Below are 26228 nucleotides of genomic sequence, written 5' to 3' on the forward strand. Positions count from 1 at the left end.
GCTCCCCTTCCGATTACTGTGCGGCGTTAGCGGCGACGTCGACGGTCTTGGCCGAGTCGATGGACGCCATGAGCGCCTTGTTCGCATCGCCAACATTCGTTGCGGCGGCTGCGAGCCAGGTGTCGTATTTTTCCTGCGAAACCACGCGGATGGCGATCGGCATGTAAGCGTGGTCCTTACCGCAGAGCTCGGAACACTGGCCGTAGTAGAGACCTTCGCGCTCGGCCTTGAACCAGGTTTCGTTCAGGCGACCGGGAACGGCGTCGATCTTCACGCCAAAGGCAGGCATTGCAAAAGCGTGGATCACGTCAGCAGCGGTGACGAGAACACGAACCGTCTTGCCGACCGGCACGACGACTTCGTTGTCGACGGCGAGCAGGCGCGGATATTCTTTCTTGTCTTCCTTGCCGAGCGTCGCGCGATCTTCTTCCTTCATCATGATGCTGTCGAAGGTGAGCGGGCTTTCGCCGACTTCATACTCGTAGGACCAGTACCACTGGTTGCCGGTCGCCTTGAGCGTCAGGTCCGGATTGGCCGGCGGCGTCAGCTGCGCGGTCAGGAGCTGGAAGGACGGAATGGCGAGGAAGAGAAGGATGACGACCGGACCGACGGTCCAGACGACTTCGATCGCGGTGTTGTGGCTGGTCTTGGACGGAACCGGGTTCGCGCTTTCGCGGAACTTGATCACAACGATGATCAAAAGGAGGAGAACGAAGAGAGTAATCGGAATGATGAACCACAGGGTATAATGTTCAAACCACGTGATTTCTTCCATGATGCCCGTAGCGGCCGTCTGAAAATTCGTCTGCCATTCGACAGGCTTGTCAGCAAAGGCGCTCGAAGCAAAAAGCAGACAGGCAAGCGCTGCCAGAACTGCATAAGCCTTGTTTTTCACAATGTGTCTCCCCAATGCGCTTGATCAGGATCAAACCGGAACGCAGAATCCCTGCGATACTGCTGCGCTTCAAACCACAGTTTGTCCGATGCCGCAACATCTGACCAATCAACCCCATGCGGCATTTTTGCACAAACGCAGCTTTTCACACAGGCACCCCTCGAAACCCGTGGCGAAACCACCTATAGGGGCTCTTCTGCGCGCTTGGCGATCCGATTGCACAGCGCTTTGACGGCGGCGCGCCGGATAGGGCGCCCAACCCGCCCAATTTCCGCCATATGGCGCTGGAATGTGCCCCGCAGGGCTTTTCATTTATTCCTGCGCGCTTCAAGAATAGCCCTGATGATTCGACGTTTTGAGGTTTACATGGGCCTGCCCCTCTTTTCCCGACTGTCGGCCTTCGCCGCCTTCGGCCTTGCCGTTCTCGCTCTCCCGGCTCAAAGCCTGGCCCAGCAGCCCGCCGGAACACCCGGCACGGTCAAGTCCAACCATGGCGCATGGTCGATCGTCTGCGATCAGCCGCCGGGCGCCTCCGCTGACCAGTGCGCGCTGATGCAAAACGTCATCGCCGAAGACCGGCCCGAAGTTGGCCTGTCGGTGGTCGTTTTGAAGACTGCGGATCGCAAGGCCAAGATCCTGCGCGTACTCGCTCCGCTCGGCGTGCTTCTGCCGAACGGCCTCGGCCTGAACGTCGACGGCAAGGATATCGGCCGCGCCTATTTCGTGCGTTGCTTCTCCGACGGCTGCTACGCAGAAGTGGTGCTCGAGGACGAACTATTGAAGACCTTCCGTTCCGGTGCGACCGCGACCTTCATCGTCTTCCAGTCGCCCGAAGAAGGCATCGGCATCCCTGTCGACCTCAAGGGCTTCGGCGAAGGCTACGACGCGTTGCCCTGAACGGCGACAAATTCAAAGACAAACAAAGAGCCGCGCTTCGAGCGCGGCTTTTTTGTTGGCTGCCGCCGAGCATAAAAGACAAGGCCCGGATCGATGATCCGGGCCTGATGCATGCGAGAGCGACGCGTCTTTAGATGATGTCGGTCCCGACGATCTTGATGCCGAAGCCTTCGAGGCCGACATAGTGGCGTTCACGCGAAGCGAGCAGCCTGATGGAGCTGATGCCGAGATCCTTCAGGATCTGCGCGCCGAGGCCGATTTCCAGCCACTCGTTTTCGCGCGCCTGCGCCTCGTCGTGCGCTTCGCGCTCGTGCTTGCCCTTGCGCGCCGTCTGCGACACGCCGACGCCGACCGAGCCTTCGCGCAGATAGACGATGACCCCCCTGCCCTCATCGGCAATGCGCTTCATGATGCGGTCGATCTGGCAGTCCCTGCCGAAGACGTCGGCGCCGACATTTTCGAGATGCAGGCGAACCGGGATATCGACGCCGTCACGGATGTCGCCAAAGACGACGGCGAGATGCTGCATCGGATCCCAGGGCAGAGAATAGGAATGTCCCTTGGCCGGACCATAGGGCGTCTCGATATCGAAGGAGCCGCCATGCTCGATCAGCGTTTCCTTGCGCTGACGATAGGCGATGAGATCGGCGACCGAAACCTGCTTCAGGCCATGGGTGTCGGCGAAGCTCGCCACCTGCGGCCCACGCATGACGGTGCCGTCGTCATTGACGAGTTCGCAGATGACGCCGATCGGCGGCAGGCTGGCGAGCCTGCAGAGGTCGACGGCAGCTTCCGTATGGCCGGAGCGCATGAGAACGCCGCCTTCGCGCGCGACCAGCGGGAAAATGTGGCCGGGGCGAACGAAGTCCGTCGGCCCGACATTGGGATTGGCGAGGTTGCGTACCGTCAGCGTGCGGTCGTCGGCGGAAATGCCCGTCGTCGTGCCGTGCTTGAAGTCGACCGAGACTGTGAAGGCGGTGGTGTGCGCGGAATCGTTTTCCGCCACCATGGCGTTGAGGTTCAGGCGCTTGGCCTCCTCGCGCGGCATCGGCGTGCAGACGATGCCCGAGGTGTGGCGCACGATGAAGGCCATCTTTTCCGGCGTGCAATGCACCGCCGCGACGATCAGGTCGCCCTCGTTCTCGCGGCCGTCGTCATCGGTGACGACGACGATTTCGCCGGCCTCGAAGGCGCGAATGGCATCGACGACACGCTTCTGATCATAGGACATGGTGTTCTTCCCGAATTGTCTGGGCCGGTTGAAGCCGAATTACTTGAGGCGGCCGGTCTGGCCGCGGTCACGCAGGTAGTGATCGGCGATCGTGCAGGCAAGCATCGCCTCGCCGATCGGCACGGCGCGGATGCCGACGCACGGATCGTGGCGACCCTTGGTACGCACATCGACCTCGTTGCCGTCGCTGTCGACCGAGCGTCGCTCGGTGAGGATCGACGAGGTCGGCTTGATGGCGAAACGCGCGATCACCGGCTCGCCGGTGGCGATGCCACCAAGAATACCGCCAGCATGGTTCGACAGGAAGACCGGCTTGCCGTCAGCGCCGATGCGCATTTCGTCGGCGTTTTCCTCGCCGGTGATTTCGGCCGCACCGAAACCGTTGCCGATCTCGACACCCTTGACGGCGTTGATCGACATCAGGTTCGAGGCGATGTCCTGGTCAAGCTTGGCATAGATCGGCGCACCGATGCCGGCGGGCACGCCCTCGGCAACCACTTCGACGACGGCGCCGATCGAGGATCCGGACTTGCGGATGCTATCGAGATATTCTTCCCAGACCGGCACGATCTCCGGATCCGGTGCGAAGAAGGGGTTGTTGTCGACCTCGGTCCAATCCCAGTTGGCGCGGTTGATCTTGTGTTTGCCGATCTGCACGAGCGCGCCGCGCACGACGAGACCCGGCACGACCTTGCGGGCGACACCACCGGCAGCGACGCGCGCCGCGGTCTCGCGCGCCGAGGAACGGCCGCCACCGCGATAATCGCGGATGCCGTATTTCAGATCGTAGGTGTAATCGGCGTGGCCCGGGCGATAGCGCTTGGCGATCTCGGAATAGTCCTTCGAGCGCTGGTCGGTGTTTTCGATCAGCATCGAGATCGGCGTTCCGGTCGAGATCATCGTCTCGCCGTCCTCGTCGAACATGACGCCGGAGAGAACCTTGACCAGATCGTCCTCGCGGCGCTGTGTCACGAAGCGCGACTGGCCGGGTTTGCGCTTGTCGAGCCAGACCTGGAGTTCGGCGAGCGTGAAACGGATGCCGGGCGGGCAGCCGTCGATGACGCAGCCGAGCGCCGGCCCGTGGCTTTCGCCCCAGGTGGTAACGCGGAAGAGATGACCGAAAGTGTTATGCGACATGAAGGCAACCGACCCTAAGCAAGCAACGGCCGTACGTTTTGTACGCGGATGCCTTCTCTTAGTGGAAAGCCGGAGATGGGGAAAGGCTTTTGCGACCCGACGCGACCTCCTTCATCACGACGCCAGGCGCAAGCCGCGTTCGGTTGCAAAGGCGAGAAACTTCTCCGCGCTCAACGGCCGGGCAAATGCGTAGCCCTGCAGCACATCACAGCCCAGAATGCCGAGCATTTCGGCATGCGCCATGGTTTCCACGCCCTCGGCCACGGTCTCGATATTGAGCGAGCGGGCAATCTCGATAATCGAGCGCACCAACGCCTGCTCCCTGCGGGCGCTCAAAACCGGAACGACGAGCTGGCGGTCGATCTTCAACCGCTTCGGCTTGATCTTCAAAAGGCTGACGATCGAGGTATGGCCGGTGCCGAAATCGTCGAGTTCGATATCGATCCCGAGCTTCTTGATGCCCTCGATGTTGGCGGCGACGATATCGTCGCTTTCGTCGAGGAAGATCGACTCCACCAGTTCGAAACAGATCTGTCCGGGCGTGATGCTCATGCCTTCAAGCGAGGACAGCAGGTCGTCGTCCTGCAGCCGCTTGGCCGAAACATTGACCGAGATCTTGGGAACCCGAATGCCGGCCGCTGCCCATCGCATCTGATCGGTGAGAGATTTCTCCAGAACGAGACGGTCGAGCATCGCCGTCACGTTGAGTTCGTCGGCGATGCCGAGAAAACGATCCGGCGTCAATATGCCCTCGCGCGGATGCCTCCAGCGCACCAGTGCCTCGACGCCGCAAAGCGCGAGCGTCGTCGCATCGAACTGCGGTTGATACCAGGGTTCGAATTCGTCGCGCTCGATGCCTTCCAAAATCTCGTCGGCAATGCGCTTGGCGGTCACCACTTCCGCCTGCAGCACCTCGGTGAAGAACTGGTAGCGGTTCCGGCCCGCCTCCTTGGCGCGATAGAGCGCGATATCGGCGTTAACAAGCAGCTTGCGCGCGTCGATGTCGGCGCCATGCCCGACTGCCACGCCGATGCTGACACCAAAACGGCAGGGAAATCCGTTGTAGTCGACCGGCTGCCGCATCGCGGCAATGATCCGGTCGCAACGGGCAGCAAGCGTCGCCTCGCCCTGTTCGCCGGTAACGGCGACAACGAACTCGTCGCCACCGATGCGGGCAATGATGTCGCCCGACGATGTGTTCGCCCGCAGGATCTCCGAGGCATGGATCAGCATGGCGTCGCCGGCTGCGTGACCCAGGGTGTCGTTGATCTGCTTGAACCGGTCGAGATCGATATGAAGGATGGCGATGTCCTCACGGTCGCTGCCGGCGTCCAGGGTCAGTCGCTCCAGCGCCTTGTCGAGCATGCGGCGGTTGCCGAGCCCTGTCAGCGGGTCATGCAGTGCGTTGTGCTCGATGCGAACCCGGGCCTGCTCCAGCTCGGCGTTCTTTGCGTCCGCCATGGCCTTGGCCGCGCGCAACTGTTCCGTCATCAGCACGTCGTCGGTAACATCGAGCGCCATGCCGACGAATTTCCGTGCACCGTCCGGGGCGACGTGCAGCTTGCCGACCGAGCGGATGTGGCGAACCGTTCCGGCCGACAATATCACCCGCACCTGATGCACATAGGTTTCGTCCGCTTCGATGGCGCGATTGACCGCGTTGAGCGCCGGCTGCCGGTCATCGGGGTGCAGCGCTTGAAGCCATGTCTGCTCGTTGGTGGCGCCGTCGGTATAGACCAGCCCGTAGAGCTGATGCATGCGCTCGTCCCAATAGGCGACGTTGTTGTCGAGATCGGCCTCCCACATGCCGCAGCGATAGGAATCAAGAGCGAGGTCGAGACGTCGTGACAGGAGTTCTAGATCCTGTTCACGCTCGTAGAGACCCTTCAGCGCCTGCTCGAGCTCAAGGTTCTGCTGGTCGACCTGTGCCTTGGCCGCACTCAGCCGCTCGTTCTTCAGCACATCGTCGCTGACATCCCAGCTGATACCGGTGACCTTGGCGCGGCCATCGGCGCCGCGGTGGCTGGATCCGACATTGCGGATGTGGCGCACCGTACCGTCGTGCAGAATGACACGATACTGCGATCGGTACTCGAGGCCGTCATCGAGACTACGGAACAGCGCATTGGCGGCAATACCTATGTCGTCGGGATGCACGGTCGCGCGCCACTCGTCGTACGTGGGCTCGTCCAGATGCACCTCCAGTCCATGCAGGTGGAACATCCGGTCGTCCCAGGAACGCTGCTGGCTCTCTACGTCGATTTCCCAGATACCGATCTTCGACGCGTCGAGCGCGAGGTTCAGGCGGTGAGACAGCGTCATCACCTCCCCTTCCCGCGCCTTCAGCTTGGCGATGTTGCGCTGTCGCTCGTTGACGAGGCCGCCAGCCAGGAGGATCGGGATAACCACCACCGTGACGGCGACGGCGATCGCCAATTGGATGAAGATGCTGTTTTCGGGAAGCTGCTGCCATCCGCCGACGGGCATGGCCGCCAGCTCCCACACGCCGCCTGCTAGCTCCAACCGGCGGTTGACCGGCGCAGCGCGAAAAAGAGCGTCGTCGCCATAGAACGCATCCTGTATGCGGTCCGGCTCGGAAATATCGCGGATCGCCAGGTGAACGTCGACATGGCGGTGGTCCCGCGCCAGTTCCGGCGCCTCGCCGCCCGACTCGCGCAGGCGCGCGGCGCGGTACAGCGCCTTCTCGTCGAGTATGGCCTCGACGTAGCCCCAACGCTCCATGCGTCCCTGGATCTTGGAAAAGACTGGCAGGAACAGCTCGAAACCATTGCGACCGCTTGGCAACCGGATCGGGCCGATCATCACCGGCCTAACCGTCGAGGACGCGCGCTCGATGGCATGTCTTGTCGCGCCGAATCGGTTGAAGTCGCTGCCGACGAACCATTGCTGGCTCTCGCGCGGAAAGGCGATCCGCACGACGCCACCGGGCGCTGCCGAGGCGCGCACCATTTGCGGATTCTGCAGGAGGAGCTTCGTCGCCATGACGGTGAAATCGTCTGTTGTCATGGCCGGATGCACGCCGATGCTGTTGGCAAAACCGTTCAGCGCGGCAATGCTGGTGTTAACCTCCGATTGCAGGCGGTTGGCAATGAGGTTCAGTTCGTTCTCGACGTCGATCCTGAGGTCGTTCTGGAAGTTTTCACGGTTTTGCCGCTCATAGACATGCCCGCCCGTAAACACGACGAGGCCCGCGATCGCCGCCGGAATGAGCGAGGGTTTCGCAAATCTGGCGGCGGCCCGAATGCGCTGGCGCAGAACATCAATGATCTTCAATCTCTTCCCCTCGATCCCCAACCAAAGGTAGCGAGCGAGTCTTAAGATTGGCTTTCGTCACAATTCCTTGGCAAACCCTATAATTCATGGGGAAACCACCCCGCCGATACCCGGAGTTCGGCCCCTGCCCGCTTGAAAAATACGGTACCGCCGTCCAGTCTCCAGAGTTCGGATAGACCATCAAAAAAGCGGGGGCGTCCGGCCAAAAGCCACGCCGCAAGGCAATTTTTGCCACAATCGGGGATCAAAGGGGAGTGACAAGGATGTTCGCAGAAACGTTGAAGAGGGCAAGAAGAATGCGTTTTGTTATTGCCGCACTCATGGCCACCGCAGGGCTGCTCTCCCCCTTGTCCGCCCTTGCCGAAAGCGCCGACGTTGAAGCTACCATTACGGGTGTTGATACCGAAAGGCTGAGCCTGTCGCTTGACGACGGCAAGAACTATCAGGCGCCCGAGGAATTCAATTTCGAGGGCCTGAAGGCCGGCGTAAAGGTTCTCGTCTTCTACACGGAAGTGGACGGCAAGCGGGTCATCAACGATCTCGAAATCGTTCAATAGAAAGCGCGGCCTTTCCTACAGGCCGCTGCGCGGTTCGCCCGAACCGGATTTTCACATTTCTGGAAAATGACCTTTTATCGGATGCCCCTCGCGCGGGCATCCATGTGAAGCGCTTTGCGCGTCGCTGCGCCAATCTACGCCCTACGCTTCAGGCTATCAGACCCAGCCGATGGCATTGCCGGAGATGCGCAGAAGGCGGTCCTGCGGGATCGCCGCGGTCGCGGCCTCCTCGGCTTCCATTTCCCCGAAAAGCTTGAAGAGCACGCGAATGACGCCGCCGTGGCTGACGCAGACCGTCGGCTTCGTCACGTCCCTGAGCCAGGCGGCTATGCGCCAGGACAGAATTTCGTAACTCTCGGCATCCTCACCGGGCGGAATGAAGTCCCATTTCACCGCGCGCCGCTCGGCGATCCTCTGTGGCGCAGAGCGCTTGAGTTCTGGCAGCGTGTGCCCTTCCCAATCGCCGAAGGAAACTTCCTTGAGCCGCTCGTCGGTGCGGTAGGCGTCCGGATCGAGCCCCATGGCCCGCCGGACACGCTCCATGGTCTCGCGCGTGCGGCCGAGCGGACTGGCGACGAAGTCGAAATGCCGGGCATCGGCGCCGAGGATGCCTCCAAGCGCCACGCCGTTGCCGGTCGCCTGCTGGCGACCGAAATCATTGAGAGGGATATCCTTTTGCCCCTGGAGCCGGCTTTCGGCGTTCCAGTCGGTCTGTCCGTGACGGATCACATAGATCAGCACAACATGTCTCCGGGCAGCAGGCTGCCGAATCCGCCTTGGCGGTTCGGTCAGTCCTTGATCACGGAGATATCGGGCGCGTCCACAGCCTTCATGCCGACGACATGGTAGCCGCTGTCGGCGTGGTGCACTTCACCGGTAACCGAGCGCGACAGGTCCGAAAGCATGTAGAGGCCGACGTCGCCGACTTCCTCGATGGTGACGGTGCGGCGCAGCGGCGCGTTGTACTCGTTCCACTTGAGGATATAGCGGAAGTCGCCGATGCCCGAAGCGGCCAGCGTCTTGATCGGGCCTGCAGAAATCGCGTTGACGCGGATGTTCTTGGGGCCGAGGTCAACGGCGAGGTACTTGACGCTTGCTTCCAGGGCAGCCTTGGCGACACCCATGACGTTGTAGTTCGGCATGACCTTTTCGGCGCCGTAATAGGTCAGCGTCAGCATCGATCCGCCGTCCGTCATCAGCTTTTCAGCGCGACGGGCAACCGAAGTGAAGGAATAGACCGAGATCTGCATCGTCTTGGCGAAGTTGTCGGCCGAGGTATCGACGTAGCGGCCGGTCAGTTCGTCCTTGTCGGAGAAGCCGATCGCATGCACCACGAAATCGATCTTGCCCCACTTCTTCTCAAGCGCGTCGAAGACCGCGTCGATGGTGGCTTCGTCGCTGACGTCGCAATGGCCGGCCATGAAGCCGTCGATTTCCGCGAGCAGCGGCTCGACGCGCTTTTTCAGAGCGTCGCCCTGATAGGTCAACGCAACTTCACCACCCTGCGCGTGGATGGCCTTGGCAATGCCCCATGCGATGGAACGGTTGTTTGCAACGCCCATGATGACGCCGCGCTTGCCCTTCATCAGACCGGATGCCTGAGCCATGGTAAGTCCCCAATACTATTCCAGCATCGGCCGTCGCCGGTGCCAAAGATCAAAAATGTCACAGACGCCCCACGAGAACGGGTGCGGCAAAATGTCGAGAATTGCCTATGGCATAGCCGCAAGGGTGGTTCAAGCACGGCTGAGATCAGGAACTGTTAGTCCCCGTAATATTGGTTCAGTGTGTCAGCGAACTGTCACAAATGGCCTGTCACAGATAGAGGCCGTCGCGCTGCGACTTCATCAGATCGGTGATCTTGTCGTCGGGCGCCTCGGGCAGGACCAGCCGCAATTCGACCAGCAGATCGCCATGCGTACCATAAGCACCGGGCATCCCGCTGCCCGCAAGGCGGAGGACCTTGTCGGAGCCGGACCAGGCCGGCACGACCACCGTAACCTGCCCGACCGGGGTTTCGAGCACCTGTTCGCAGCCGAGCACGGCGCCCTGCAGATCGATCGGCAAGGTGGTCATGAGATCGAGGCCGCGGGCGCGGAACGTCCCGCCCTGGTCGACCCTGAGCGTGACGACGACGTCGCCACGGGTCATGCCGGTCACCCGATAGCCCTGCTCCGCCAGACGAATGCTCTGACCGTCGACGGCGCCCGGAGGGATCTGCACCTTCAGGCTTTCGCCGTCGGGAAGCTCGACGCTGAGGCGCTGGCGGCTGATCAGGTCCTCAATACTGACGGCGAGATCGACGGGAAGATCCGGGACCTTCTCGGCCGTCTTTGCCGCGCGACCCCGGATGCGCCGGACGATCGCCGCCACAAGCTCGGCGGCCGGTGCTGCTGCACGCTGCATCAGCGGAGTCTCTGTCTTGAGAGCGTTTTCCTGCTGCGGTTCGAGGGCTGGTTCCGGCTTGCTTTCGGAAGCCTGGGCCGGGCGCTCCGGCTCCTTTGCTGCCGCAGCCGGCTTGGGCGATGGTTTCGGCGTCGGCTTCGGCGATGGGCGGGCCGACTTGCTGCGGGTCTCCGCGCCGAAAATCTGTGAAATGGCGTCCTCGGCGGTCTCGGCGTCGACCGGCGCCTCTTCCTGAGGCCGCATCTTTGCCTTCATCGCCTCCATGCGACGAAGCTCGGCTTCGCGGCGCGCATAGTCGTAGCGGCTTCTGAGCTTCGGGTCGCGCAGCAGCTCATAGGCCTTGCCGGCTTCGGCAAAACGCTCCGCGGCGTTGGGATCGTCCTGGTTATGGTCCGGATGCACGGCCTTTGCCAGCGAACGCCAGGCGGCCTTGATTTCATCCTGCCCGGCATTGCGCCGCACCCCGAGGATCACATAGGGATCACGCATGGTTTCTACCATCTTCTCTGATCGGCGGCCTCTCCCTGATGCCCGCCTTTGCCCCGATTGCAGGCGCCATTGTCGCCCGTCCACTGAACACCGATGATCCGGAGAAGTTGCTAAATAGTGGTTAGCCACGCGGCCTCATGTGGCCGTTGAGACGGCAACGTCGGCCGTCATGCGCGCATTTGCCAAAACGTGGTTAATCACCGATTTCAACGGCTTGCGTCGAACGCTCCCTCAGGCGCGCGGGCCGAAGCTCGTCAGATACCAGGCGCCGTCGCCGCCCTGGCAAGTGCTGCCGTCGAACTTGGCGATGCCTTCGTAGGAATGACGCGTCGTGGTGAAGCGGCGGCAGAGCATGCCGCTGGCGCGGTCTTCCTGGATGCTGCTGATGACACCGGCACTGCCGGAGGTCGCATTGGCCCAGGGAATAGGATTGATGGCGCCGCTGTTGAGCTCGGCCGATGTCACGGCGTTGCGAACCATCACCGCATCGGAAAGGCCATCGGAGGTCTTGGCAACGGGAACTGTGCCCGTCGAAACCGTGCGGTCGACTCCGCTGCCGAAAAGGTCGAGGCCAGCCCCCATGCAGCCGGACAGCGCCAGGACCGGCAGGCAAATTGCCGCGCTACGCAGCAAGGCGAAGGAATACCCCTTCTTGGCGTCGATCCACTTTGCTATGTCTTGCACGGCAATCCTGTCAGACTCGCTGGAGCCGCACGTTTCTCGACAAGGTCAACATACAGGCTCCGACATTTTCGATGCGGAAACACCGGTCGGGCTCATCCCGAAGTATTTCCGCGCCAGACATCACGGCATTGGAACGCAATATGGCGGCGAATGAGTTAACAAGCGGTGACTTCACCGAATCAAATGAACCCTTTTCCCTGTTTGGCACATGGCTGAAGGACGCGGAAGGTAGCGAGATCAACGACCCGAATGCGGTGGCGCTCGCAACCGTCGATGCCGACGGACTGCCGAATGTCCGCATGGTGCTGCTTAAGGGTTTCGACGAGCGCGGCTTCGTTTTCTACACGAATTTCGAAAGCCAGAAGGGTGAGGAGATCCTTGGCGCCCGCAAGGCGGCGATGTGCTTTCACTGGAAATCGCTGCGTCGGCAGGTGCGCGTGCGCGGCCCGGTCGAGATCGTCACCGACGAGGAGGCCGACGAGTATTTCAAGAGCCGGCCGCGCGGCAGCCGCATCGGCGCCTGGGCCTCGAAGCAGTCGCGGCCACTCGAAGGCCGCTTCGCGCTGGAAAAGGCCGTTGCCGAATACACGGCCCGCCACGCGCTCGGCGAAATCCCGCGCCCAAGCTATTGGTCAGGCTTCCGCATCTGCCCGACGTCGATCGAATTCTGGCACGACCGCCCCTTCCGGCTTCATGACCGGATGGAGTTTCGCCGCGAGGCACCCGAAGGCGGCTGGGAAAAGGTGCGTATGTACCCATAAGCCGCGCGTCCGTCGCAAGAGAGGCGCCAGATGCAATCACGACGCTCGGCCATGCAGGTGGCCGAGCGGATCTTTTCTTTTGCCCGGCCCGAGCCGGGCATTTTCGTTGAGTGCCTATTGATGACGATCGATGTTCGTGACGCGACGCTCGACGATATAGCCGGTTGTCACCGCTGCCTCGATGACGTCGCCCAGGAAGGCCGCTGGCTTTCACGGCTAAGCGCACCACCCTTCGACGGATGCCGCATACATGACAGTCCTGCATCGCGCCCGGGCGCCCAGATCGTTGCAGTCGACGATCGCGTGGTCGGCTGGTGCGATATCCGGCTGGATGCCTCACCCGTTCGGCGCATGTCGGGACCGTGGGCATGGGGCTCCTCGGTAACGTGGGAAGGGAATTGGACGCCGCCGCCTGCAACTGGCGATGCAACGCGCTCGCGAACGCGGATTGGAACGCATCGAGCTTTCCGTCCTTCATGAGAACGCCGCTGCCCGGGCGCTCTACGCGCAGTTTGACTTCCAGATCGAAGGCCGTCGTGTTCGCGACTGGAAACACGACGGTGTCTACCAGGACAGCATTCTCATGGCTTTCGCCTTCAATTGACGTCGAAGCACTCGGCTGCCCAAGTCGCCTTTTCTAGCCGGCCGCCCGGCGGAACGGTATGCCGGAGGCCAGAGCCGAAACGTAGCGGGCGCGCTGGAAATGGCCGTTCAGAGAAATGCGCGGTAGCGCATAAAGGCTGGCTTGCGCGCGAGCGATGAGCGTGCCGGGCTGGGTGGTGACGGCCAGGGTGAAACCCAAATCGGCGACGATGCGGTGGTCGCGCTCGGATACCGCCGGCGCGTCGCCATAGGGATAGGCGAAAGTCTGGGGCGGCCGACCGGTGATCGCCTCGACGCGCCGCAGCGATCCCTCGATCTCCCGCCGCGCCTCAGCATCCGTCAGGCGCGCGACCGCGCGGTGGCTGATCGTGTGGGCGCCGAGGCTCGCGATAGGACTTTCGATCAGGCGCCGCAAACCGGCCTCGTCCAGTGTGAGGCGTTCGGTAATCGCCTGCGGATCGATGCCGCCATCGAGGGCTGCAGCGTTCAAGGAAGCGATCGCCTTTGCCTCATCATGGCCGTGAATGAACGCCGCAATGCGATTGAAGACGGCATGCCTTTCGGCCGCGGTCGACGCCTGCAATGTTTCTACGCCACGGCCGAAGTCAAAGCGCAGCTTCTCGCTCGTTGCGAGCATATCGGCAAGCGTCTCCCACCAAAGCGTATGGGTGCGATCGACGAACCCGCCGGTAACGAACACCGTGAATGGCGCCTGATGGCGCTGGAAGACCGGCAACGCGCGCTCGAGATTGTTCCGGTAGCCGTCATCAAGGGTAAAGCAGGCGACCGGCCCACCTTTGGCGGCCAGCGCCTCCGGCAAGTGTTCGAGCGGGGTGAAGCGATAGCCGTCGCGCTTCAGCGTCCTCAACGCGACATCGAGGAATTCCGGCGTGATTTCCAGGTGCGCATTGGGATCGAAGGCACGGGCAGATTTCGGCCGGACATGATGCAGGGTAAAGATCGCCCCCTGCCCGCGCGCGCTGGCAATCAGCCCGGCGCGGCTCAGCCCCCCCGCGACTTCCAGCCCACCGGCAATTGCGGCGCGGCGAACAATTGTCCTGATCATGCCCTTGATGGTCGCCCCCAAATCTGGCCCGCGAGGTTCCGGCGCGGACTAACAGCCTGGAAAGTTAACGGCGAGGGCGTTAAACCTTGTTGAACGGGGAGAGCGTTCATCGGCCATTTACCACAACCTCGAAAACAAGGTCGGCTCGCCACATTCCGCCCTAAAGTTGCAGCAAAGACACGGATCTTGTCACAAAACGAAACAGCTTTGCGCCTTGCCGAGGGCGCTACTCGACGGGGATCGATATGAAAACTTTGCGCTGCCTCCTGCTGGCGACCTTCGCACTGGCGCTCGGGACGGCGACAGCCGTCGCCGGAAGCGCCTCGCTGGTGCTCGATGCGCGCACCGGCAAGGTCCTCTCGTCTGAAAACGCCGATGTCCTCAATCATCCTGCCTCCCTGACCAAGATGATGACGGTCTATATGGCCTTCGAGGCGCTGAAGAGCGGCAAGCTTTCCTGGGACAGCAAGATCAAGGTTTCGAAGGCGGCGGCCGCCAAGCCGCCGATGCGGCTCGGCCTCAAGTCCGGCATGACGATCACGGTGCGCGAGGCGGTCCTCGGCATGATCGTGCGCTCGGGCAACGATGCCGCGGCAGCGATGGCCGAGAAGCTCGGCGGCTCCGAGGCGAATTTCGCCCGCATGATGACCGCCAAGGCGCGTCAGCTCGGCATGAGCAAGACCATCTTCATCAATGCCTCCGGCCTGCCTGCCAGCAAGCAGGTGACGACGGCGCGTGAAATGTCGACGCTCGCCGTGGCGCTGATGCGCGACTTCCCCAGGGAGTACCGGCTGTTTGCGACCGAAAGCTTCAATTTCCGCGGCCGCAAGGTGCGGGGGCACAACAACCTGATGTACCGCTACGACGGCATGGACGGCATCAAGACCGGCTACACCAATGCCTCCGGCTTCAACCTCGTCAGCGCCGTCAAGGACGGCAATCGCCGGGTGGTCGGCGTCGTTCTCGGCGGCAAGACGGCGCGCAGCCGCGACGCCAAGATGGCGGCCCTTCTCGATCGCCATGTCGGCAAGGCAGCCAAGGGCGGACGGCAGCTGGTGGCATCCAAGCGCGGCGGCAAGACGATTGAAGCCCCCGTCGAAGTAGCCGCGGTCGCGACATCCGAGGTTCCGATGCCCTACACCGCACCGCAGCGGGCCAAGCGGGATTCGGTTGCTGCCCTGATTACAGCGACATCGACGTCCGCCATCCCCGCGGAACGACCGACGGAGCTTGCCGAGATCGAAACGACGGCTGCAGTTCCAGCTGCGTCAGGCGGCTGGCAGATCCAGATTTCGGCGGCACCATCAGCCGAGGCTGCGCGCATGCTGCTGGCGCAGGCGCGCTCGGAAGCCGGTGCGCCGCTCGCGGGCGCCACGCCCTACACGGAAGCCGTCGGTAAGGGTGCCAAAGCGATCTATCGTGCCCGCTTCGTCGGCTTTTCGAGCCGCGACGCGGCAGCGGCAGCCTGCGATGCCCTCAAAGAGCGCTCCTATGACTGCATGATGCTGCCGTCGCGCGGCTGATTGGCCGCCGGCCTCAGAGCCTTCGTCACTCTTGCACGACGGCTCTACGGAAGCGGTTGGCGAGCCACCAGTCGCACTGCTCCTGGCTATAGCCAAGCAGCAGCCCCTCCTCGCGCTCGTCTTCTGCCGTCCATGGGCGCCAATTGCAAAAGAGCTGGTGGCAGCGTTGCCTGAAGCGCTCGAAACGCCACTCATCCCCCGGCAACGCATAGGTGAGGTAGAGAACCCTCTGCTCCTTCTCGCCACCGGTCGTTGTCGGGCACATCCGCGAGAACTCGAACATGTCCGCAAGCAAAGTTCCGTCGGCAACGTGCGGCGCGAACAACTCTTTGGTTTCGGCAAGCCAGGGCGACGCGGCATCGTCGCTGAAGAAGGCGAAGGGCTTGCGCCCTTCCAGCATCAGCGGAAGCTCATAGCCGGTGTGCACCAGATAGGGCACGGTATCGAACGCATGCGGCCGCCGAAGCTCAGCTTCCTCGCCTGTTTCTGGCAAGGCAAGCCCGACGGCCGACGCCAGCAGCGTCAGGTCGTCTTGATCCAGACGGTAGCAGGCATGATCCAGGAAGACGCCGTTGCGCAGGCCCAACGCCCGCGCGATCTCGGCGGCATCGCGATCAAACCTCAGTTCGTGCGTCGGTGTGGCGGTCTTCGGCGACAGAAAGGACAGCTTGAAGACCGCCATCGGACCTTACGCCTGCGTGCCGCCGACGGTGATCTGATCCATGCGCAGATGCGGCTGGCCGACGCCGACCGGTACCCATTGGCCGGCCTTGCCGCAATTGCCGATGCCCGTGTCGAGCTTGGTGTCGTTGCCGACCATGGTGACACGCTTCATCGCGTCCGGACCGTTGCCGATCAACATGGCGCCCTTCACCGGCGCGCCGATCTTGCCGTTTTCGATCAGGTAGGCCTCGGTGCAGCCGAAGACGAACTTGCCGGAGGTGATGTCCACCTGGCCGCCGCCGAAGGAGACGGCATAGATGCCCTTCTTGACCGAGGCGATGATTTCCTCCGGCGTTTTGTCGCCGGAGAGCATGTAGGTATTGGTCATGCGCGGCATCGGCACATGGGCATAGCCCTGGCGACGGCCGTTGCCGGTCGGCTGCATGCCCATCAGCCGGGCGTTCTGCCGGTCCTGCATGTAGCCGACGAGCTTGCCGTCCTCGATCAGCACGTTGTAGCCGGACGGCGTGCCCTCGTCGTCGATCGAAATCGAGCCGCGGCGGGCCTCGATGGTGCCGTCGTCGACGACCGTCACGCCCTTGGCGGCCACCTGCTGGCCCAGCAGGCCGGCAAAAGCCGAGGTCTTCTTGCGGTTGAAGTCCCCTTCCAGGCCATGGCCGACGGCTTCGTGCAGCATGACGCCCGGCCAGCCGGAGGCAAGCACCACGTCCATGGTGCCGGCGGGCGCATCGATCGCTTCGAGATTGACGAGTGCCTGGCGCAGCGCCTCGTCGGCGCCCTGCTTCCAGTTTTCCGCGGTGACGAAATCGCCGAAGCCGCGACGCCCGCCGGTGCCGAAGGAGCCGCTTTCCTGGCGATCGCCTTCGCCGGTGACGACGGAGATGTTGATGCGGGTCATCGGCCGGACGTCATGGACGCGGTGGCCATCGGCGCGAAGGATGTCGACGACCTGCCAGCTAGCGGCGATGGTCGCCGTCACCTGACGGACCTTCGGATCCTTGGCGCGCAGATAGGCGTCGATTTCCTGGAGCAGCGCGACCTTCGCCTCGAAGCTCGGTTCGCCGATCGGGTTTTCGTCGCCGTAGAGTTTCTTGTTGGTGCGCTGAGGGGCTGCGGCATAGGAACCGGCATAACCGCGCGTCACCTGCGCCACCGCATCGGAAGCACGGCGGAGCGCCGAAAGCGAAAGTTCGCCGGAATGCGCGTAGCCGACCGCTTCGCCGGCAACGGCGCGCAAGCCAAAACCCTGGTCGGTATTGAAGCTGCCGCCCTTTAGCCGGCCGTTGTCGAAGGAAAGCACCTCGGCCTGCGCATGTTCGAGGAACAGTTCGCCGTCGTCGGCACCGGCGAGCGTTTCCGAGAGAACCTTGCGGACCGTTGCCTCGTCGGCATCGAAGAGGCTCATCAGATCGGTGTTCATAGTGGCACGCTCCCGCGTCAGGAATTTCTATCGCCTCCATTTAGGAAGGCGGCGGGTTCAAGCCAAGGAAAATATCACAGGCCGCATGTTTCCTCGATCCGCACTGATCGACGCAAGCATGCAGCAGCTCAAGTCGCTACAGCGACGTATTCCAGCCGTCGAGCCGTTCCACCCGCTCGACGCCGGCGAAGCGGGCAACCCGATCGAGCTCGGCATCGATGCGTTCCAGGCGCCCTGCCGAGGCGCGGACGCCCTTTTCGAGCCAGAGCTTGCGGACATCGAGGCTGCCGCGCTTGCGGTCCGCCTTCATGTCGATGCGGCCGATCAACCGGTCGCCCTCGATCAGCGGGAAGACGTAATAGCCATATTCGCGCTTGGCCTCGGGCACGAAGATCTCGATGCGATAATAGAACCCGAACAGGCGCTCGGTACGATTGCGGTCGCGCAGCAGCGGATCGAAGGGGCTCAGCACCCGCACCCGGCCCGGCGGCTCAGGGATATCGCCAAGTGCGTCCGGGAATCCAGCGAAGGCGTAGGCGACACGCGGGCGTCCACCATCGATCGCTTCGATCTGCACTTCCACGAGTTCGTCGCGATGCTCCGCCACCCAGGTCTTGGCCTCCTCGGGCGACACCAGATCCCAGAAGGCGGCAATCTCGCCATGGGTGGCAAAGCCGAGACGCTCCAGCGCACTGCGGCAAGCCCAGTCGATGAACTCCGGATGGCTGACGTCATCCTCGTTGTGGTGCGGCGGGATCACTCTTTCCGTGAGATCGTAGACCTTCTGGAAATTCTCGCGCCGCGCGATCGCCAGCTTGCCCGTGCGCCACAGCACTTCCAGCGCCGTCTTCGACGGATGCCAGTTCCACCAGCCGCCAGACTGGTGTTCGGCTTCCTTCAAGTCTCGGGCGAGCACCGGGCCGCCTTCGGCAATACGTTGATAAGTGTCGTCGCAGCCTTTTTCAAAGCCTTCGCCACGCCACGCCTTCCACCGCTCGACGATCGTCTCACCTTCCCATTTGAAGCGATGCTTCCAATAGCGGAAGAAGCTGCTTGGAATGATCGAGGCATCGTGGGTCCAATGCTCGAAGAGGTCGCGATCGTCCTCCAGCAGCGCCGTCAGATGCTCTCGACGATAGGTCTGGTTGCGGGAAAACAGGATCTGGTGATGGGCGCGCTCCACCGTGGCGATGCTGTCTACCTGCACGAAGCCGATGTCGTGGATGAGCTTCAAGAGGCCTTCCTTGCCGAGCGCGCGGTTGGGCGCGCCTGAAAGGCCCTGCTTGGCGAGGAAGATGCGACGGGCGTCGCTGTTGGAAAGGCGAATCGTCATGACGATAACAATAGGCTTTTATTCCCATAATTCAAATGCCGCATCGGTCCGCGGACTGCATTGCCCTTGTTGTCGCACTTGGCCTATAGAGCAACCCGAAAACGGCGCGGGCCGGAGACAGCGAGGAACGGAATGGACATCCGCTTTACCGATTGCGCGGTCCGCTTCGGCGAGCGGGTGGCTTTGCACCCCTTGACGCTCACGCTCAACGAAAAACGGATCGGCATCATCGGCCTCAACGGTTCCGGCAAGACAACCTTCGCCCGGCTGATCAACGGTCTGGTGAAGCCTTCCTCCGGCGGCGTTACGGTCAACGGGCTCGATACGATCAAAGACGACCGCGCCGTGCTTTCCGAGGCCGGCTTCATCTTCCAGAACCCGCACAACCAGCTGATCATGCCGATCGTCGCCGAGGACATCGCCTTCGGGCTGAAAAACCGCGGGCTTTCGCGCGAAGAAGTCGACCGCCGCATGCAGGCAGCACTTTCGCGCTTCGGCATCGAACACCTGGCAAGGCGGCGCGTGCATGAGCTTTCGGGCGGAGAAACGCAGCTCGTCGCCATGGCGAGCGTCGTCGTTACCGATCCGAAGATCCTGATCCTCGACGAGCCGACGAACCAGCTTGACCTGAAGAACCGCCGCCGTGTCGCCGTGGCGATCGACGACCTGCCGGAGGATACGGTGGTGATCACCCATGATCTCGGTCTCGTCGAGAATGTCGAACGGCTATTGCTCTTCCATGAGGGCCGTCTTGCCTTCGACGGCAACCCGCAAGACGCGATCCGCCGCTATCACGAGATCGCCGGATGCTGACGAGCCTGCACATCGAGGGCAGCAGCTTGCTCCACCGGCTGCCGGTCAGGGTCAAGCTGATGGCACTCGTGGCGTCGAGCATCGGCCTTTTTTTGAGCGCTTCGCTCGCGGTTCAGGCGATCGCCTTCATCGTGGCCGCCGCACTTTATCTCTCCGCCGGCCTCACGCCCAAGGAGGCGCTGAAGCGCGTCGGCTTCGTCTTCCTGACGATCTTCTTTCTGGCGGCCGTCAATCTCTTTTACCTGTCCGTTGCCGAGGTCGCCACGTTAACCTTGCGGCTGATGGCGCTGGTTCTGTTTGCAGCCGCCGTCACGGCGACGACGACGATCAGCGCCTTCATGGACGAGATCACCATCCTCTTGAGCCCGCTGGAACGGCTGGGCTGGCTGAAGGGGGCCGATGTCAGCCTGGCGCTCGGGCTCGTACTGCGCTTCGTCCCGGATATCTTTGCGCGCTATCAGGCAATCCGCGAAGCCCATCACGCCCGCGGACTGCCCGTCCGGCCGTTGACGATCATAGGGCCGCTGATCATCCTGACGCTGAAAGATGCCGACACGATTGCTGCCGCGATTGACGCGCGCGGATTTCGCCGTCAATAAATTCGCGAATTCTAAAAAACAGGGAAGCGGAACTACATGAATACCAGAGATCTCGTGCTCATCGCCCTCTTCGCCGCGATCGTCGTCGTGCTCGGCTTCATTCCGCCGATCACGCTCGGCTTCATTCCGGTCCCGATCACTGCGCAATCCATGGGCGTCATGCTCGCCGGCTGCATTCTCGGCGCCAGGCGCGGCGCGCTCGCCTTCCTGCTGTTCCTGCTGCTGGTCGCCATCGGCCTGCCGGCGCTTTCGGGCGGCCGCGGCGGCCTTGCGGTCTTTGCCGGCCCGTCGGGCGGCTTCATCATCGGCTGGGTCGTTGCCACCTTCGTCACCGGCCTGATCGCCGAGCGCACCGTGCGCGAAGGCCAGGCCGAAACGCGCCAGTTCATCGGCTTCTTCCTCGCCTCCGTCCTCGGCGGCATCGTCGTGCTCTATGCGATCGGCATGCCCTGGGTTTCCGCCGTCACCGGCACCCCGCTCATGACCGTTGCAGCCGGCTCGCTCGCCTTCATTCCGGGCGACCTGCTGAAGGCTGCGATCGCGACGCTTGCCGCACGCGCGGTCTACGCCGGCTATCCGCTGTTGCCGGCCCGCGCCTGAGCCGATGCCGTTTGCCGCCGCGATCCATCGCCACGCGCAAGACCATCCGCATGCCCCGGCCTTCCAAATCGAGGGCCGGGTTTTCACTTTTGGTGACCTCGCACGCATCGCCGGCGCACTTGCCGAACGTTTCGGAGACTTGGTTAGGATTGCCGAACGCCGCAGCGTGCTCGGCGACCGCTCTCGCCTGATCGCACTGGAGACGGGCAATCACCCGCTCTTCGCCGCTGCCTTCCTGGCCGCCACCAGCGGCGGCAACTGCGTCGCGCTGATCGATCCGCATCTGCCGGAGGCGACGCGCCAGACGATGCACGATCGCCTTTCGCCCGATCTCATTGTCACGGCCGATGGCGCCAACCTCTCGCTCCATGCGCCCGCAAGCGGCGAGACGCGAACCTTTCGCGAGGCCGAAGGCAACGAGCGAAAGCCGCTCGCAATCGGCGACGACACCGAGCCATTCCTGATCGTCTTCACCTCGGGCACGACAGGAACGCCGAAAGCGATCATCCGCGATCGCGGTTCGTGGCGCAGAAGCTTGGCCACGGGCGAACCCTTCTTCGGCATCGACCGCGCCACCCGCACCTTTGCGCCCGGTCCGCTCGCGCACGGGCTGACACTTTATGCGCTTGCCGAAACCCTTGTCGTCGGCGCCGAATTCATCGGGGCCGCGCATTTCGAGGCCTCCCGGGCGATGTCCATCGTCGAGGCGAAAGAGGTCAAGCGACTGGCGCTGGTGCCGACGATGCTGCGGCGGCTCTGCGCTGCAGCCGCCGACCGGCCGCAAACATCCGTCACCCAGATCACCGTCGCCGGCGCCAAGCTGACCGAAAACGATCGCGACAGCGCGGCACTCGCGTTTCCTCAAGCCGATATCATCGAATATTACGGCGCCTCGGAACTGGGCTTCATCAGTGTTGCTACCAACGGCGACACCGCTTCGGCCACCGCCGTCGGCCGTGCCTTCCCGGGTGTTACGCTCAGCATTCGCGACGACAGGGGGGGCGAAATGCCAACCCGTGAGACGGGCACGATCTTCGTCGACAGCGCCCTCATATCCGACGGGTATGTCGGCACCACCGATGGTGCCGGCTTCCGTCGTCTCGGGTCGCTGGCGACGGTCGGCGATCTCGGCTTCCTCGATGAGTGCGGCACCCTGCACCTCCTCGGCCGGTCCGGCGGCATGGTGCTTTCGGGCGGCAACAACATCTACCCGCAGGAAGTGGAAGCCGCGCTGACCGCAGATCCCGGCGTGCACGCCGCTCTCGTCCTCGGGCTCGACCACCCGGATCTCGGCAGCGAACTCGTCGCCGTCATCGAGCCGGAAGGCGGCATGTTTGATCGAGAAGCGCTTGAGCGTCATCTCGCCGCCCACCTGCCGCGCTATAAGCATCCGCGCCGCATCTGGCTCTGCCTGAATATGCCGATGACGCAGTCGGGCAAGGTGGCGGCGGGCACGCTCAGACAATGGATCGCGGATGGAAACGATGCTCTCGAACTCATCGACTGACCCGGCACGCATACCTGTCATTATCGCCGCTCTCCGCACACCGATCGGCCGCGTCAACGGCACGCTTCGCGATATCGAACCGTCGCAGCTGGCGGCACCGCTGATCGCCCGTATTCTCCGCGATACCGGTGTAAAGGCGAGCGAGATCGACGACGTTCTTCTCGGAAACGCCGCCAACAGCGCCGGCAATCTCGCCCGGCTCGCCGCCCTCGAAGCCGGCCTGCCGGTCTCGACGCCGGGTGTCACCGTCGACCGCCAATGCGGTTCCGGGCTGGAGGCGATCACCCTTGCCGCACGGATGATCCAGGCGGGCGCCGGCCGTTTCTACCTGGCCGGCGGCGCCGAGAGCGCCAGCCGTGCGCATATCCGCCTGAGACCGCCGCTGGAGCGCGGCGGCGAACTCGCGCCGGTCAAGCGCGCCCGCATGGCACCAGACGAGATCGGTGATCCGGATATGGGCGTCGCCGCCGAAAACGTCGCGACCGCCTGCAAGATCTCCCGTGAGCGCCAGGACGCCTTTGCGCTTCAAAGCCACCGTCGCGCGGTCGAGGCCGCCGTTGCCGGCCGCTTCGCCCGCGAGATTGTGCCGGTCGAAACAGCGATGGACCTTATGTCGCGCGATGAGTGCCCTCGTGCCAATGCTTCGCTGGAGACGCTGCAACGGCTGAAGCCGGTCTTCGTCGAGGGCGGGACGGTAACGGCCGGCAATGCCTGCCCGATCAACGACGGCGCGGCGGTGGTGCTGGTGACGAACCTTGCCGAGGCCCAACGACTTGGCGTTTCCTTCGCACTCGAATTCGTCGACGCGGCGACCGCGGGCGTCGATCCCAATCTGCTCGGGCTTGGCCCGGTCCCGGCAATGCAGAAGCTGAAGGCACGGCAATCCGCGCTCGATCCGGCAAAGGTCGATTTCATCGAATTCAACGAGGCCTTCGCTTCGCAGGTGCTCGGCAGCCTCGACCAACTCGATATCGCCGCGGAAAGGGTCAATCTCGACGGCGGCGCCATCGCACTCGGCCATCCGTATGGCGCCTCGGGGGCGATCCTCACCGTCCGGCTTTTCTCGCAGATGCTGGCATCGCCGAAAGGCACGGAAGGACTGGCGATGATGGGCGTCGGCGGCGGCATGGGCATCGTCACCCTGTTTCGCGCGGTTTAGGCGGCGCAATTCCGGACGGAAAACCGCTTCGCATAGTACGCGACACTGGTCTGGTAACGAGATAGATGCCCCCTCTGCTCTGCCGGACAGAGGGGGGGGCGCCTTTTGCCTGGACGGGCCAAAAACACCATGAAAGCTGGAGCGTCGTCTATTGTGACGGCTGCGCGCTTTTCCCGGAATCGCTTTGGCTAGACCGAATAGGCCGCCAGCCATTCGCGCGTCGCCGTCGGCAGCGGCAGCGGCGTGTGTCGCTGCGGATCAACCGCGACCCAGACGACCTCGACTTCGGCAGCGAGTTGGCCGCGTGCTTCGACCTTGACGACAAAACTGATCGAGCTGCCGCCGACCTTCGCCACGTTGACGGTAAGACGGGCCGGCTCGTCGTAGCGCAGACCACGGTGATAGACGCAGGCCGAGCGGCGCACGAGATAGCTCGGCTCGTTCACCACATGCGGACGGTGACGCCAGAGGCTGGAAAGCGCGGCCTCGGCGTGGGCATAATAGGCGGCATTGTGCATGTGGCCGTGCATGTCTATATCGCGAAACGGAATCCGGATTTCCGTGACGTTCTCCAGCTCCCTGCCGTCCATGCGAGGCTCCCTGACGATGCGCTCCACCCTCGTTAGCCAGTTCGGTGATCCCCGGCAAGTGATTGCGATGGTCGACGCCGGGCGCGTGGCGCCTGCGGCGGGCGAAGTCGAGGTTGCGCTGTCGCTTGCCGCCATCAACCCGTCCGATCTCATCCCGGTGACTGGCGCCTATAGCGCCCGCACCACGCTGCCCTTCGTGCCGGGCTTCGAAGGCTTCGGCACGGTGACGCGCGTCGGCCCTGGCGTGACGTCGCTGAAACCCGGTGATCGCGTGGTGCCCATCGGTGCCAGCGGTCTCTGGCAGGAATATCTGATCCGGCCGGCCGAATGGTGTTTCGCCCTGCCCGACGACATCGGCGAGACCGATGCGGCCACCTGCTACGTCAATCCGCTGACGGCGCTGCAACTGGTCGAGGCGCTGCGCCAACATTTCGGCCCGCTCGGTGGCCGCCGTATCGGCGTCACCGCGGCAGGGTCGGCGATCGGCGGCATGCTGATGAAGCTGCTGGCCGGCGAAGACGCGGATGCCACCGGGATCGTCCGCAGCGCGCGCAGCGCCGAGCGGCTGGCAACCGGGGTCCCCGGCCACATCGTGTTTGGCGACGAGGGCCGCGTGCCGCAGCTTCGCCTCGACGCAATCATCGACGCTGTTGGCGGTCCGTTTGCCGGCGATCTTATTCTGCGCACGCTCGAACCGGGCGGCGCCTTCATCCAGTATGGGGCGCTCAGCGGCGTTCCGGTGCCGCAGGCGGCGATCCAGGCGCGGCCGGACATCCGCTTCTCCTTCCTGTGGCTGCGGACCTGGGTGCATTCGGCCGGGCGACCCGTGATCGAAGCGGCCTTTGCCAAGAGTTTCGAAGGTTTGCGATCGGGTCTCTTTTCCAGCCGCATCGCCGAAATCTATCCGCTAAGCAAGCTCGACGCGGCGCTCGCGCATCAGGCGGATCCGAGCCGCGACGGCAAGCTGCTCATCGATCCGCGCTGTTGAAAATTGCGCCTTTCGACCGGCTCGCCATGGACCTTGCAGGGTGGGCGCACTAGGTTCCGGGCATGACCACGTTCCTCTATGAAAACCCGGTCTTTCTGGAACACGAGGTTCCGGAAGGGCATCCCGAGCGGCCGGACCGGCTGAAGGCGCTGAACCTTGCGCTCGAACATCCGAACTTCTCCGATCTCAAGCGGATCGAGGCGAAGAAGGCGAGTGAGGATCTCGTCCTGCTCGCACATCCGGAAGAGCATCTCGCTGCCGTCAGGCGCGCCATTCCGGAGGAAGGCCTCAACCATTTCGAGGCCGACACCTGTGCCAGCCCCTTGAGCCTCGACGCGGCGCTAACCGGGATCGGCGGAGCGACCGCAGCGGTGGACGCCGTCTTTACCGGCGAGACCGACAACGCCTTCGTCGCGGCGCGGCCGCCAGGACACCACGCCGAGAAGAACAAGGCGATGGGGTTCTGTCTTTTCAACACGGTGGCGATCGCCGCCCGCTATGCCCAGAAGGTCCACGGCGCCGAGCGGGTCGCGATCGTCGACTGGGACGTGCACCACGGCAACGGCACGCAGGACATCTTCTGGGACGACCCCTCGGTGCTCTTCTGCTCGACGCACCAGATGCCGCTCTATCCCGGCACCGGCGCCAAGGACGAGACGGGTATCAAGGGCAATGTCGTCAACGCGCCGCTGTCGCCGAACATGGGCAGTGAACATTTCCGCGAGGCGTTCCGCAGCCGCGTGCTTTCAGCACTCACCAATTTCCGGCCGGACTTCATCCTGATCTCCGCCGGCTTCGACGCGCATCACCGCGATCCGCTGGCGCAGATCAATCTCGTCGCCGAGGATTTCGACTGGGCGACCGGGCGTCTGCACGAGATCGCCGATCGCAGCGCTGGCAACCGCATGGTCAGCCTGCTCGAAGGCGGCTATGACCTTCAGGGCCTGGCCGAATCGGCCGGCCTGCACATCTTGAGACTGATGAGAGGGTAG

Annotated in this window: 25 protein-coding genes; 12 read left to right on the forward strand and 13 right to left on the reverse strand. The window is 63.3% G+C overall.

Features of this window, described 5'->3' with window-relative positions; genetic code table 11:
* Positions 1-13: 13 nt before the first annotated feature.
* Complete coding sequence (gene coxB / locus ASD63_RS22420) at positions 14-895, reverse strand: cytochrome c oxidase subunit II (protein WP_034801222.1); 882 nt, start codon at positions 893-895, stop codon at positions 14-16.
* A gap of 366 nt (positions 896-1261) precedes the next feature.
* Between coxB and ASD63_RS22425 the strand changes: the two genes are divergently transcribed.
* Entirely contained in the window at positions 1262-1792 is a 531-nt protein-coding gene (locus ASD63_RS22425) for an invasion associated locus B family protein (protein ID WP_034801218.1), read from the forward strand.
* 130 nt (positions 1793-1922) lie between these two features.
* Here the strand turns inward: ASD63_RS22425 and ribB are convergent, their stop codons facing one another.
* The 3 genes from ribB to ASD63_RS22440 form a co-directional block, all read right to left on the reverse strand.
* On the reverse strand, positions 1923-3023 hold the full coding sequence (gene ribB / locus ASD63_RS22430) for a 3,4-dihydroxy-2-butanone-4-phosphate synthase (RefSeq protein ID WP_034801216.1): 1101 nt from the start codon (positions 3021-3023) through the stop codon (positions 1923-1925).
* Positions 3024-3062: 39 nt separating this feature from the next.
* On the reverse strand, positions 3063-4160 hold the full coding sequence (gene aroC / locus ASD63_RS22435) for a chorismate synthase (protein ID WP_034801213.1): 1098 nt from the start codon (positions 4158-4160) through the stop codon (positions 3063-3065).
* 114 nt (positions 4161-4274) lie between these two features.
* Positions 4275-7454 (reverse strand): EAL domain-containing protein, encoded by a 3180-nt coding sequence (locus ASD63_RS22440; protein ID WP_060529832.1) that lies wholly within the window; start codon positions 7452-7454, stop codon positions 4275-4277.
* A gap of 296 nt (positions 7455-7750) precedes the next feature.
* On the opposite strand from ASD63_RS22440, the gene ASD63_RS22445 reads away from it, so the two are divergent.
* Positions 7751-8011, forward strand: coding sequence for a DUF1344 domain-containing protein (locus tag ASD63_RS22445; protein WP_034801209.1), 261 nt, complete (start codon positions 7751-7753; stop codon positions 8009-8011).
* A gap of 156 nt (positions 8012-8167) precedes the next feature.
* Here the strand turns inward: ASD63_RS22445 and ASD63_RS22450 are convergent, their stop codons facing one another.
* From ASD63_RS22450 to ASD63_RS22465, 4 genes are all read right to left on the reverse strand, one after another.
* Positions 8168-8752, reverse strand: coding sequence for a histidine phosphatase family protein (locus ASD63_RS22450; RefSeq protein WP_034801207.1), 585 nt, complete (start codon positions 8750-8752; stop codon positions 8168-8170).
* A gap of 47 nt (positions 8753-8799) precedes the next feature.
* Entirely contained in the window at positions 8800-9618 is an 819-nt protein-coding gene (gene fabI, locus ASD63_RS22455) for an enoyl-ACP reductase FabI (RefSeq protein WP_034801205.1), read from the reverse strand.
* Positions 9619-9826: 208 nt separating this feature from the next.
* On the reverse strand, positions 9827-10918 hold the full coding sequence (locus ASD63_RS22460; protein WP_034801202.1) for a DnaJ C-terminal domain-containing protein: 1092 nt from the start codon (positions 10916-10918) through the stop codon (positions 9827-9829).
* 219 nt (positions 10919-11137) lie between these two features.
* Positions 11138-11590: an RT0821/Lpp0805 family surface protein gene (locus tag ASD63_RS22465; protein ID WP_034801195.1), complete on the reverse strand. Its 453-nt coding sequence runs from the start codon at positions 11588-11590 to the stop codon at positions 11138-11140.
* A 71-nt stretch (positions 11591-11661) separates the two neighbouring features.
* On the opposite strand from ASD63_RS22465, the gene pdxH reads away from it, so the two are divergent.
* Positions 11662-12351 carry a pyridoxamine 5'-phosphate oxidase gene (pdxH, locus tag ASD63_RS22470; protein WP_082566261.1) on the forward strand — a complete coding sequence of 230 codons (690 nt, stop codon included), beginning with the start codon at positions 11662-11664 and terminating at the stop codon, positions 12349-12351.
* Positions 12352-12748: 397 nt separating this feature from the next.
* Complete coding sequence (locus ASD63_RS22475) at positions 12749-12955, forward strand: GNAT family protein (RefSeq protein ID WP_256385271.1); 207 nt, start codon at positions 12749-12751, stop codon at positions 12953-12955.
* A 33-nt stretch (positions 12956-12988) separates the two neighbouring features.
* Here ASD63_RS22475 and ASD63_RS22480 read toward each other — a convergent pair whose 3' ends face one another.
* Positions 12989-14020 carry a polysaccharide deacetylase family protein gene (locus ASD63_RS22480; RefSeq protein WP_034801463.1) on the reverse strand — a complete coding sequence of 344 codons (1032 nt, stop codon included), beginning with the start codon at positions 14018-14020 and terminating at the stop codon, positions 12989-12991.
* 245 nt (positions 14021-14265) lie between these two features.
* Between ASD63_RS22480 and ASD63_RS22485 the strand changes: the two genes are divergently transcribed.
* Positions 14266-15543 carry a D-alanyl-D-alanine carboxypeptidase family protein gene (locus ASD63_RS22485; RefSeq protein WP_082572958.1) on the forward strand — a complete coding sequence of 426 codons (1278 nt, stop codon included), beginning with the start codon at positions 14266-14268 and terminating at the stop codon, positions 15541-15543.
* Positions 15544-15568: 25 nt separating this feature from the next.
* Here the strand turns inward: ASD63_RS22485 and ASD63_RS22490 are convergent, their stop codons facing one another.
* The 3 genes from ASD63_RS22490 to ASD63_RS22500 form a co-directional block, all read right to left on the reverse strand.
* On the reverse strand, positions 15569-16225 hold the full coding sequence (locus tag ASD63_RS22490) for a hypothetical protein (RefSeq protein ID WP_051659574.1): 657 nt from the start codon (positions 16223-16225) through the stop codon (positions 15569-15571).
* A gap of 6 nt (positions 16226-16231) precedes the next feature.
* Positions 16232-17647 carry a metalloprotease TldD gene (gene tldD / locus ASD63_RS22495; protein WP_034801178.1) on the reverse strand — a complete coding sequence of 472 codons (1416 nt, stop codon included), beginning with the start codon at positions 17645-17647 and terminating at the stop codon, positions 16232-16234.
* A gap of 136 nt (positions 17648-17783) precedes the next feature.
* A complete protein-coding gene (locus ASD63_RS22500; protein WP_034801172.1) occupies positions 17784-18980 on the reverse strand; it encodes a winged helix-turn-helix domain-containing protein in 1197 nt (398 codons plus the stop codon).
* Positions 18981-19112: 132 nt separating this feature from the next.
* Between ASD63_RS22500 and ASD63_RS22505 the strand changes: the two genes are divergently transcribed.
* The 5 genes from ASD63_RS22505 to ASD63_RS22525 are packed head-to-tail and all read left to right on the forward strand — an operon-like array spanning position 19113 to position 23658.
* Positions 19113-19793, forward strand: coding sequence for an ABC transporter ATP-binding protein (locus tag ASD63_RS22505; RefSeq protein WP_034801169.1), 681 nt, complete (start codon positions 19113-19115; stop codon positions 19791-19793).
* Positions 19787-20392, forward strand: a complete 606-nt coding sequence (locus ASD63_RS22510; RefSeq protein ID WP_082572959.1) for an energy-coupling factor transporter transmembrane protein EcfT — start codon at positions 19787-19789, stop codon at positions 20390-20392. The genes ASD63_RS22505 and ASD63_RS22510 overlap by 7 nt, the downstream gene beginning before the upstream one ends.
* A 36-nt stretch (positions 20393-20428) precedes the next feature.
* Complete coding sequence (locus tag ASD63_RS22515) at positions 20429-20992, forward strand: biotin transporter BioY (RefSeq protein WP_034801167.1); 564 nt, start codon at positions 20429-20431, stop codon at positions 20990-20992.
* A 4-nt stretch (positions 20993-20996) separates the two neighbouring features.
* Positions 20997-22499, forward strand: coding sequence for an AMP-binding protein (locus tag ASD63_RS22520; RefSeq protein WP_060529833.1), 1503 nt, complete (start codon positions 20997-20999; stop codon positions 22497-22499).
* Positions 22477-23658 carry a thiolase family protein gene (locus ASD63_RS22525; protein WP_060529849.1) on the forward strand — a complete coding sequence of 394 codons (1182 nt, stop codon included), beginning with the start codon at positions 22477-22479 and terminating at the stop codon, positions 23656-23658. Before ASD63_RS22520 ends, ASD63_RS22525 begins: the two co-directional genes overlap by 23 nt.
* 188 nt (positions 23659-23846) lie before the next feature.
* Here the strand turns inward: ASD63_RS22525 and ASD63_RS22530 are convergent, their stop codons facing one another.
* Positions 23847-24248, reverse strand: a complete 402-nt coding sequence (locus tag ASD63_RS22530; RefSeq protein WP_034801160.1) for a thioesterase family protein — start codon at positions 24246-24248, stop codon at positions 23847-23849.
* A gap of 16 nt (positions 24249-24264) precedes the next feature.
* Here ASD63_RS22530 and ASD63_RS22535 point away from each other — a divergent pair, with 16 nt between their 5' ends.
* Positions 24265-25236 carry a zinc-dependent alcohol dehydrogenase family protein gene (locus ASD63_RS22535; RefSeq protein WP_034801158.1) on the forward strand — a complete coding sequence of 324 codons (972 nt, stop codon included), beginning with the start codon at positions 24265-24267 and terminating at the stop codon, positions 25234-25236.
* A 62-nt stretch (positions 25237-25298) separates the two neighbouring features.
* A complete protein-coding gene (locus ASD63_RS22540) occupies positions 25299-26228 on the forward strand; it encodes a histone deacetylase family protein (RefSeq protein WP_034801156.1) in 930 nt (309 codons plus the stop codon).

This window comes from Ensifer sp. Root558 (genome assembly GCF_001427045.1).
GTDB classification, from domain to species: Bacteria; Pseudomonadota; Alphaproteobacteria; order Rhizobiales; family Rhizobiaceae; genus Ensifer; species Ensifer adhaerens.